Annotated in this window: 4 protein-coding genes; all 4 read left to right on the top strand. The window is 65.8% G+C overall.

What is annotated here, in order from left to right; translation table 11 throughout:
* The first annotated feature begins 192 nt into the window (after positions 1 to 192).
* Genes mnxG through RR51_RS28010 form a run of 4 tightly spaced genes read left to right on the top strand, consistent with a single transcriptional unit; the run spans position 193 to position 9,351 of the window.
* Positions 193 to 6,039 (top strand): manganese-oxidizing multicopper oxidase MnxG, encoded by a 5,847-nt coding sequence (gene mnxG, locus RR51_RS28025; RefSeq protein WP_039615436.1) that lies wholly within the window; start codon positions 193 to 195, stop codon positions 6,037 to 6,039.
* Between the two features lie 20 nt (positions 6,040 to 6,059).
* Positions 6,060 to 8,036, top strand: coding sequence for a YncE family protein (locus RR51_RS28020; protein WP_039615435.1), 1,977 nt, complete (start codon positions 6,060 to 6,062; stop codon positions 8,034 to 8,036).
* On the top strand, positions 8,033 to 8,689 hold the full coding sequence (locus RR51_RS28015; protein WP_015270598.1) for an SCO family protein: 657 nt from the start codon (positions 8,033 to 8,035) through the stop codon (positions 8,687 to 8,689). The genes RR51_RS28020 and RR51_RS28015 overlap by 4 nt, the downstream gene beginning before the upstream one ends.
* Positions 8,686 to 9,351, top strand: coding sequence for an SCO family protein (locus RR51_RS28010; RefSeq protein WP_039615434.1), 666 nt, complete (start codon positions 8,686 to 8,688; stop codon positions 9,349 to 9,351). The genes RR51_RS28015 and RR51_RS28010 overlap by 4 nt, the downstream gene beginning before the upstream one ends.
* The last annotated feature ends 156 nt before the right edge of the window (positions 9,352 to 9,507 follow it).

The following is a 9,507-nucleotide window of genomic DNA, read 5'->3' as shown; positions in this document are numbered from 1 at the left end:
CCGATCTCCCAGGCATTGAAAATCTTGTGACGAGCACCCGCAACCCACCCCCCGTTTCGGGGAAAGCCGCTGGGGAATCCTCCCCAATCTGTTTCGTTTGCCGCTGCAACCTACTGAAAATTAAAACAATCTGCTCCTGGCATGCACCTTGCTCCAGCTCCACGCAGAGATCCTGTGTCCCGGAGGTGCAGCATGTCCATGCCACTCAAAGGCCCCATCCTGTCATCACTCGTTCTGGCCTTGCTCGGCTGGGAGTCGACCAGCGAAGCCGCCGTGCAGTGCCAGCGCACCCTCGTCGCCAACGTTGTGGCGCTGGACCAGCCACTGATGTTCAACCGCCTTGGCGCGCAAAACGCCAACGGCATGATGTTCGCCCTGCGCGAGGATGTGGTGGACGACAAGATGGTCCCCCTCAGCAGCGGCGGGGCGGCGGTACCGGGCAAGGTCACCCTGCGCCCGGACAAGCGCCCGCGGCCCATCGTGCTGCGGGTGGCCGCCGGTGAATGCCTTACCGTCAACCTGACCAACCTGCTCGACTACAAGGCCAACCCCAACAAGGACGGCATCGAGGCCGAAGAGCCTGAGGGCGAAGAGGAGGGGCCGGAGCTCGAAAATGAAGCCGCCGAAGGCTTCGTCGCCGATGAACAAGTGGCCGAACGCATGGTCGGCTTCCAGGTCAACGGCATGCAGGCGGTCAACAGCATCGCCGACATTTCGGCCTACACCGGGCGTAATGGCAACTTCTTCGTCAGCCCCGGCAGCACCCGCAGCTATACCTTGTACGCCGAACGCGAAGGCGCTTTCGCCGCCACCAGCAAAGCCGCCACCTTCGGCGGCGAGGGCACTGCAGGCAACGTTGCCAACGGCCTGTTCGGCCAGGTAGTGGTAGTGCCCAAGCTCGGCCGCACCTACCGCAATACCCTCACCGAAGAAGAAATGCGCCTGGCCACCACCGGCCGTACCGCCACCGGCCAGCCGGTGATCGACTACGAAGCCCGTTACCCGCAAATGCAACCCTGGATCGCCGAGGGCAAGGCCGGCAAACCGATCATTGCCATGGTCGACGGCAACGAAATCATCAACAGCGAAACCGATGCCATCGTCATGGGCCCCAACCCCGATGGCAGCTTCCCCAAATCCACCTACCCGCTGGAAAGCCTGGGCAAGCGCAACCCGGCGCTGCCCAACCGCCTTGAGGCGTTCCGTGACTTTGCCTCGCAGTTCGCCGACGAGGTCGCCGGCACCCAGGCGTTCCCTGGCTACTGGGCCGACCCGGTGATGGGCCACGTACTGGAACCCACCCGCGACTCGTTCATGATCAACTACGGTTCCGGTGGCATGGGCGCGGAAGTGGTGGCCAACCGCCTGGGCGTGGGGCCGATGCACGACTGCCTGTCGTGCGCCTATGAGGAGTTCTTCCTCAGTGCGCACACTGTCGGTGACGTCGGTACCCTGGTGGACGTGCCGGCCAACGTCGGCCTGGAGCACATTCGCCCTGGCGAGGTGCCACCGGCCAGCGCCGTCGGGGTCAAGGCCAGCATGGCCCTGTTCCCGGCGGAACCGGCCAACGTGCACCACAGCTACATTGGTGACTTCACCAAGTTCCGCAACACCCACAACGGCCATGAACAGCACATCTTCCACCTGCACGGCCACCAGTGGCTGTTCAACCCCAATGACGACAATTCCGACTACATCGATGCCCAGGGCATCGGCGCGGGGGGCGGCTACACCTACGAAATCGCCAACGGCGGTGCGGGCAACCGCAACCGGGTGGCAGGCGATGCCATTTACCATTGCCACTTCTACCCGCACTTCGCCCAGGGCATGTGGGCCATGTGGCGGGTGCACGACGTGTTCGAGGAAGGCACCCGCCTGGAAGTGAGCGGGCAGGGCGAGAACGGCTTCCACAGCACCCCGTTCGCCCTGCGCAGCGGCAAGCCGGCGGTTGGCGCGCGGGCATTGCCCGATGGCGAGATCGTTGCGGGTACGCCGATCCCGGCCATCGTGCCGCTGCCCGGCAAGGCCATGGCGCCGATGCCAGGCAAGGTGGTGGTGGTACCGAAGCTGTCCGAAGAGCTGGTTGCCGCCAATGACGACGACGAGCCCGAAGAAGAAGAGGATGAAGAACCAGCCAACCAGGAGCCGGTTCGCAAAGCCATCGGCTCGCTGGCGCTGGTCGACCGCAGTGACGCCAACCGCAACGCCGACGGCACCTTGAAAAACCCTGGCTATCCGTTCTGGATCGGCGGCATGGAAAGCAGCGTGGGCAACCGCCCACCAACCCCGCCACTGGACATGCTCGACCCGGCCATGGCACGCCAGCTCAAGGAAAGCGGCAAGGCGCTGTGGGCCAACCTTGACCCGAACCAGGTCGATGGCTGGGATGGCGGCCTGGGGCGCCACGCGCTGGACGGCGTATCTGCCGGCGGCGAGGCCGAAACCACCACCACCAAGCTCGATTTCACCAAGGTGGTACAAAAGGCCAAGCCCATCTACCTGCCGGAAGAGGGCACCGATGTCGAGCAGGCGGCCATGCAGTTCCATGCCCAGGCCGAACACCAAAGCTTTGCCCTGATCCCCGGCAGCCAGCCGGTGGCCAAGGCGTTCCGCACCAATGGCGCCTTGCCGACTGCCGGCGCGCCGTTCTACGAGCCGTGCATGGATGACCGGGGCAAACGCCTGACCCAGTCTTCCGGGGTAGGCGAGTTCTTCAGCGGCGAAAGCCTTTCGGGCCTGAACTTCCGGGGCTCCTCGGCCTTCACCGCCGACCACCCACGCATCTACAAGGGCGCCAACATCCAGTTCGACGCGGTGTACAACAAGGTCGGCTACCACTTCCCGCAGGCCCGCATCATCGCCCTGTGGGAGGACGCCTGGCCGGTGATCACCAAGCAGCGCCCGCCAGAGCCACTGGTGATGCGCATGAACACCTTCGACTGCACCATGTACCAGCACACCAACCTGATCCCGAACATCTACGAGATGGACGACTACCAGGTGCGCACCCCGACCGACGTGATCGGCCAGCACATCCACCTGCCCAAGTGGGACCTGACCGCCGCCGACGGCTCGGCCAACGGCTGGAACTACGAAGACGGCATCCTCTCGCCCGGCAGCGTGGTCGAGCGGGTGCAGGCCATTCGTGCCTACAACGGCTGCACCCAGGGCGATAGCCGCGACGGCACCGCCGCCTGCCCGCAAGCCCGGCAGCACCCATACTTCGGCCGCTTCGGCCGGGCCGACTGGCTGGGCGCACGCACGGCCATGCAGCGCTGGTTCGCCGACCCGCTGGTGAACGTGTACAACGTCGACCGTGGCCTGGGCACCATCTTCACCCACGACCACCTCGGCCCATCGACCCACCAGCAGCTTGGGCTGTATGCCACCGTACTGGCCGAACCGGCCAACTCCACCTGGTACCACGCCGAAACCGGCGAGAAGCTGTACAACCCGGCCACGCGCCAGGACGGTGGCCCGACCTCGTGGCAGGCGGTGATCCAGACCGGTGACCACGATGGTGACGGCAAGAACGACAGCTACCGCGAGTTCTTCCTGGAATACAGCGACTTCCAGCACGCCTACGAGGCCGGTGTGTACGTCGGCGCCGGGCCGGACGGCATCCCCAATGCCCAGTCCTACCCGGCCACCGCCGACAGCTTCCGCTACGCCATCAACCCGCCGGTGCGCGGCAAGGCGTCGAACCTGCTGGAGGCCATCGTCGAGGAACGCGGCGGCATCAACCCGGGCTGCCCAAGCCGGCCCTGCCCGCAGGCAATCTCGGTGGATGACCCGGGCATGTTCGTCGTCAACTACCGCAACGAGCCCCTGGCCCTGCGTGTGTACGACCCGAACAAGGTCGGCCCGGACGGCAAGCGTGGCATGCAGGCCGACGGCCTGGCCGGCGACCTCAGCTATGCCTTGCAAACCCGTACCGACCGGGCGATTCCGGCCATGAACCTGGCTCCGTCGGCGATTACTTCGGCCGTGGGCCCCACCGGCGGCACCACGCTGTTCCCGCCGCACATCAACGCGGCCGGCAGCGAACCGGGCGACCCCTTTACCCCGATGCTGCGCACCTACTCCGGTGACAACGTACGCCTGCGCATGCACGCCGGCGGCCATGAAGAGGAGCACAACGTCACCTTGCATGGCGTGAAGTGGCTGCAGAACGGCACTGGCTACGGCAACAGCTCCAACTCGGGCTGGAAGTCATCGCAGATGATCGGTATTTCCGAGCAACTGGGCTTCATGGCGCCGGTGTCGATGATCTCCAGTTCGGCGGCCACCAACGGTGACTACCTGTATTCCCTGGATGCGGCCCTGGAGGGCTACTGGAACGGCATCTGGGGCATCATGCGCAACTACACCGCGCAGCGTGCCGACCTGTTCCCGCTGCCCAACAACCCGCAGCCGGTGGCCATGCGCAACACCGTGAACTTTGATGGCATCTGCCCGAAAACCACGGCCAACCCCAACGGCATCGGCACCCGCCCGACCGTCAAGCGCAGCTACGAAATCGTCGCGGCACTGGCCAACGACATCCTCGAGAACCGCAACGGCGTCAGCATCAACGACCCGGCGGGTGTCGGCCAGCATGTCGGTGGCCCGCTCAAGGCCAATGGCGGCACCTTGGTGTTCAACAGCCGCAAGACCGCCATCCCGCTGGTCAGTGGGGTAGACCCCGAAGATGGGGAACCCTTCACCATCGGTGGCCACAGCGCGCCGCTGCACGACCCGACCGCGATCCTGTACGTGCGCAAGGCCGACCTGGACGCCACCACCGGCAAGCTCAAGGCGGGCGTGCCCGTGGAGCCCCTGGTGCTGCGCGCCAACGCCGGTGACTGCATCAGCATCACCCTGGAAAACCGCCTGCCGCTGGTGATGCCGGACCTGCCCAGCACTGCGGTGATGCACAACGTGGTCAAGCGTGACCGCTTCGACAGCGAGGGTGCCACCGCCTTTGCCAACAACCTGATGCGGCCGTCCAGCCACGTGGGCCTGCATGCCCAGCTGCTGGCCTACGACATCACCAAGTCCGATGGCGCCAACGTCGGCCTCAACCCGGTGCAGACCGTAGCCCCGCGTGCCGGCACCAGTGGCGCCTGGCCGACCCGTACCTACCAGTACTATGCCGGCCACCTGGAGCGTGAAGGCAAGCCGGTGTCGCAGCTGGGCCGCACGGTGGACAACATCAACACCACGGCCATCGAGTTCGGCGGCCTCAACCTGACCCCGTCGGACTTCATCAAGCAGCCGCAGAAAGGCCTGGTGGGTGCCATGAGCATCCTGCCACAGACCGCCACTTGGACCGAGGACACCGCAACACGGGCCCAGGCCACGGTCAAGGTCACCGGCCAGCCGGATTACCGCGACTTCGTCACGGTCTGGCAGCGCGCGCTGAACATGCGCTGGGCCGACGGCCGCCCGGTGGAGGGCATCAATACCGAAGGCAACGGCGCCGCCGGCGACCCGCAGGACAACGGCAACATGGCGGTCAACTACAAGACCGAACCCTTGTGGCTGCGCTTCGGCATGGCCCCCGACTCACCCTTCGGCCGCGCCGGTGGCCTGGGCTTTGGCGATGTGCCCAATGCCCACATGGCCTACGCCAACGCCCTGGTCGGTGGCGACCCGCAAACCCCGGTGCTGTACGCCAAGCCCGGCCAGCCGGTGCGCAACCATATCGTGATGCCCAGTGGTGGCAGCCGCGGCATGGTCTACCAGCTGGATGGCCACTTGTGGCCGCTGCACAACTACCAGGCCGAGAAGAACGACGTGGACGGCTACCCGCTGAGCCTGCCTGGCATCGGCTCGGTGCGCTTCGGCTACAACCCGATGGCCATGTACATCGGTGCCCAGGAAAGCGTGCTGCCGGCCGCGCACTTCAGCTTCATGCTGCCCAGTGCCGGCGGCGCCAACGCGGTGGCGGGTGACTACCTGTTCCGCGACTACGCCGCCTACGGCAACCTCTCGGGGCTGTGGGGGATCTTGCGGGTGACCAATGAAGCGCCGCCGGCAACGGCACCGGCGCAGTGACGGTAAATGGGGGCGCGAAAATGAACAAGAAGACCCGCCTTGCATGCATGGGGGTAGCACTGGGGGCAGCGCTGATCGGCCTGGGCGTGGCCTATGAAAGCCTGTGGTGCGATCCGCGCGAGTATTTGCAGGGCTCTGCCGACCCGCAGGCCCCGCACCGGCTCAGCCGCGACGGTGTGACCGTGGAGTTCGAGGCCCGGCCGCTGGCGGGGGATGAGCTGCAGGAGGGCAGCTTCGCCAACATCCGATTCAAGGTCAGCGACCAGGCCAGTGGCCAACCGCTGTCGGGCATGGCCCCGGGGGCGTGGCTCGACCCGACGCAGTCGGCCCCGGAGGGCGACCGCGACCAGAGCTGCAAGGCCCGTGTCGCGCTGTTCCTCAAAAGCAGCATTGGCGCCCGGCCTTTGCTCGACCTGAACAGTTACTTCCTGTTGATGATGAACAAGGACGCCAGCCTGACGGTGATCGACCCGACCGTATCGGTGGGCGGCGTCACCAGCACCATGGCCCGCATCGACCTGCCTGGGCGGCCCATGGACTGGGTAGCCACCGCTGACGACAGGCAGGTGTTCGTGTCCATTCCCGAGCGCGGCAAGGTCTCGGTGATCGACACCGAGACCTTCACCCGCGTGGCCGACCTGGACGCTGGCGACCAGCCGCTGCGCGTGGCCCTGCAACCGGACCAGCACCGGCTTTGGGTAGGCAACAACAGCAGCGACCCGGCCAAGGGCGGGGTAACGGTGATAGACGTACCGGGGCGCAACACCCTGAAAACCTTCAACACCGGCGGCGGCCACCACGAAATCGCCTTCAGTGGTGACTCCCGCTACGCCTATGTCAGCAACCGCGACAGCGGCACCCTGAGCGTGATCGACATCCCGGAAATGCGCCTGGCGAAGACCATCAAGGTTGGCCCGCACCCGCTGTCGGTCAGCTATTCGGCGTTGTCCCAGGCGGTGTACGTGGTCGATGGCGAGGAGGGCAGCGTGCGCGTGTTCGATGCCCGCAACCACCAGCTGCGCCACACGGTCCAGGCCGAGCAGGGCCTGGGGCCGATGCGTTTCAGCAGCGATGGCCGCTATGGCATCGTACTCAACACTCTGGAGAACCAGGCCCTGGTGATCGACGCCAGTACCGACAAGCTGATCCACCGGATCCCGGTGGCGGCCGAACCGTATCAGCTGACTTTCACCAAGGGCTATGCTTACGTGCGCGGCCTGGCTTCACCGAAGGTGAGCATGATCAACCTGGCCAGCCTGGGCGAAGGGCGTTCGCCGATCATCCAGGGCTTCGAGGCCGGCCCTGCGGCACCACGCCAGGCTGGCGACCTGCCGCTGGCTCAGGGGCTGTCGGTGTCGCGCGACGACAATTCGGTGTTCGTGGTCAACCCGGTGGACAACACCACCTACTTCTACGCCGAAGGCATGAACGCACCGATGTCCGGCTACAACAACCGTGGCCACCAGGCCCGTGCCGCCATCGTCGTCGACCGCAGCCTGCGCGAACTGGCGCCGGGCGTGTATGGCTCGACGGTGAAGATGCCCGCCGCCGGCAAGTTCGACGTGGCCTTTTTGCTCAACCAGCCGCAGATCATCCACTGCTTCAGCACCGATGTGGTCGCAGCGCCGAATGCCGGCAAGCGCAAGGGCGCACATGCCGAGTTCATCGGCCTGGACCGGCCGTTGTCGCAGCACAGCGCCGTGACCGCACGGGTGCGCATCGTCGGCGACGACGGCCTGCCGCGCCTGGGCCTGAGCGACCTGAGCCTGCGCTACTTCCTGGCGCCTTCGTCGATGCCACGCAACCTGCAGCTGGAGGAGGTGGGCGAGGGCATCTATCAGGCGGCCCTGACCCTGCCCGAAGCTGGCGCGTGGTACCTGCATGTGCAGTCGCCGTCGCTGGGGCGCAAGTTCGCCGAAGAAAACTACACCAGCCTGCGCGTGCTGCCGGCCGCAACGTCCACCGTTTCCGATAATGACGTGAGGAATCTGCGATGAACGCCAAGCATGCTTGCACACTGTTGGCCCTGAGCCTGGCTTTTGCCGGCAACCTGGCCCTGGCCCATGGCGGCCACGACCACAACGGCCACGCCGAACAGCCGCCGGCGGCGCGCCAGGAAAAGGCCAGCGTGCGCTTTGCCGATGTCTCGCTGCTGAACCAGGACGGCATGCCGGTACGCCTGGAAAAAGACCTGGTGGGCGACCACCTGGTGGTCATGGGCTTTATCTACACCAGTTGCACCACGGTGTGCCCGGTGGTGTCGTCGATCATGGGCAAGGTCCAGCAGCAACTGGGTGGCCGGGTGGGGCAAGACATTCACCTGGTATCGATCAGCGTCGACCCGCAACGTGACGACGCCAAGCGCCTGCAGGACTACGCCAAGGCCTTCCAGAAGGGGCCGGGCTGGAGCTGGCTGACCGGCACGCCATATGCCATCAGCGAAACCCTCAAGGGCCTGGGCAGCTTCAGCGCCGACCTCAGCCAGCACCCGCCGCTGATTCTGGTGGGGGACGGGCGCACCGGCCACTGGACGCGCTACTACGGCTTCACCGACCCGGCAGTGCTGATCGACGAAATCAACCGCCTAGGCGCCCGCCGGGTGCATGCCAAGAGCACGGCGATTGCTGACCATCACGAGGTGCAACCATGAGCCAGGTAAGCTCCCGCCGCGCAGGCATGCGCGCTTTTGACTGGCTGATGCTGGGTGGCTGCCTGTGGATCCTCGCCTCGGTGGCCTTCGCCCATGAAGGCCATGCCCCGCAGGCGCCAGAACCGCAGCCGGCACCGCAGGCGATGACCAGTGGCGGCGGTACCCGCGATGCCCAGGCCTGGTTCACCGACACCGTGCTCAAGGACCAGAATGGCCGCGAGCTGCGCTTCTACAGCGATGTGCTCAAGGACAAGGTGGTGATGCTCAACGTGATCTTCACCCATTGCACCGACGCCTGCCCGCTGATTACCCGCAAGTTGCGCGAAGTGCGCGAGACCATGGGGCCGCAGCTGGCCAGCCAGGTGACCTTCGTGTCGATCAGCAGCGACCCGCTCAATGACACCCCCGAAGTGCTCAAGGCGTTTGCCGGGAAGCAGGGCGTGGATGGGCCCAACTGGTTGTTCCTGACCGGTGACAAGGCCAATGTCGATTTGGTGCTCGGGCGCATCGGCCAGTTCCTGCCCAGCCCCGAGCAGCATTCGACACAGCTGATTGCCGGCGATGTGGCCGGCAAGCGCTGGAGCAAGATCCGCCCGGATGCACCGCCGGCGGCGATTACCCAGCGCATGCAGTTGCTGGCACTGCCTTTGGCAGGGCGGTGAGCATCATGCGCAGTACTTCGCCAATGCCGACGCCAAATTTGGCGCGAATCCCGGCGCGAATCCCTGTAGGAGCGGCCTTGTGTCGCGATCGGGCGCGCAGCGGCCGCAGGACCGGCGAATGTGTTTCATCAGGTACTCCGGGTATGCCGGTTTTAC

Source organism: Pseudomonas sp. C5pp, from assembly GCF_000814065.1.
GTDB lineage: Bacteria > Pseudomonadota > Gammaproteobacteria > Pseudomonadales > Pseudomonadaceae > Aquipseudomonas > Aquipseudomonas asiatica.
Note: the sequence above shows the minus strand (reverse complement) of the source record. Positions and strands in the feature narration are given on the sequence as shown.

Bases quoted from the DNA above. Each gene is read 5' to 3' on its own strand.
- mnxG (WP_039615436.1), top strand. From the start codon at position 193: ATGTCCATGCCACTCAAAGGCCCCATCCTGTCATCACTCGTTCTGGCC.
- RR51_RS28015 (WP_015270598.1), top strand. From the start codon at position 8,033: ATGAACGCCAAGCATGCTTGCACACTGTTGGCCCTGAGCCTGGCTTTT.
- RR51_RS28020 (WP_039615435.1), top strand. From the start codon at position 6,060: ATGAACAAGAAGACCCGCCTTGCATGCATGGGGGTAGCACTGGGGGCA.
- RR51_RS28010 (WP_039615434.1), top strand. From the start codon at position 8,686: ATGAGCCAGGTAAGCTCCCGCCGCGCAGGCATGCGCGCTTTTGACTGG.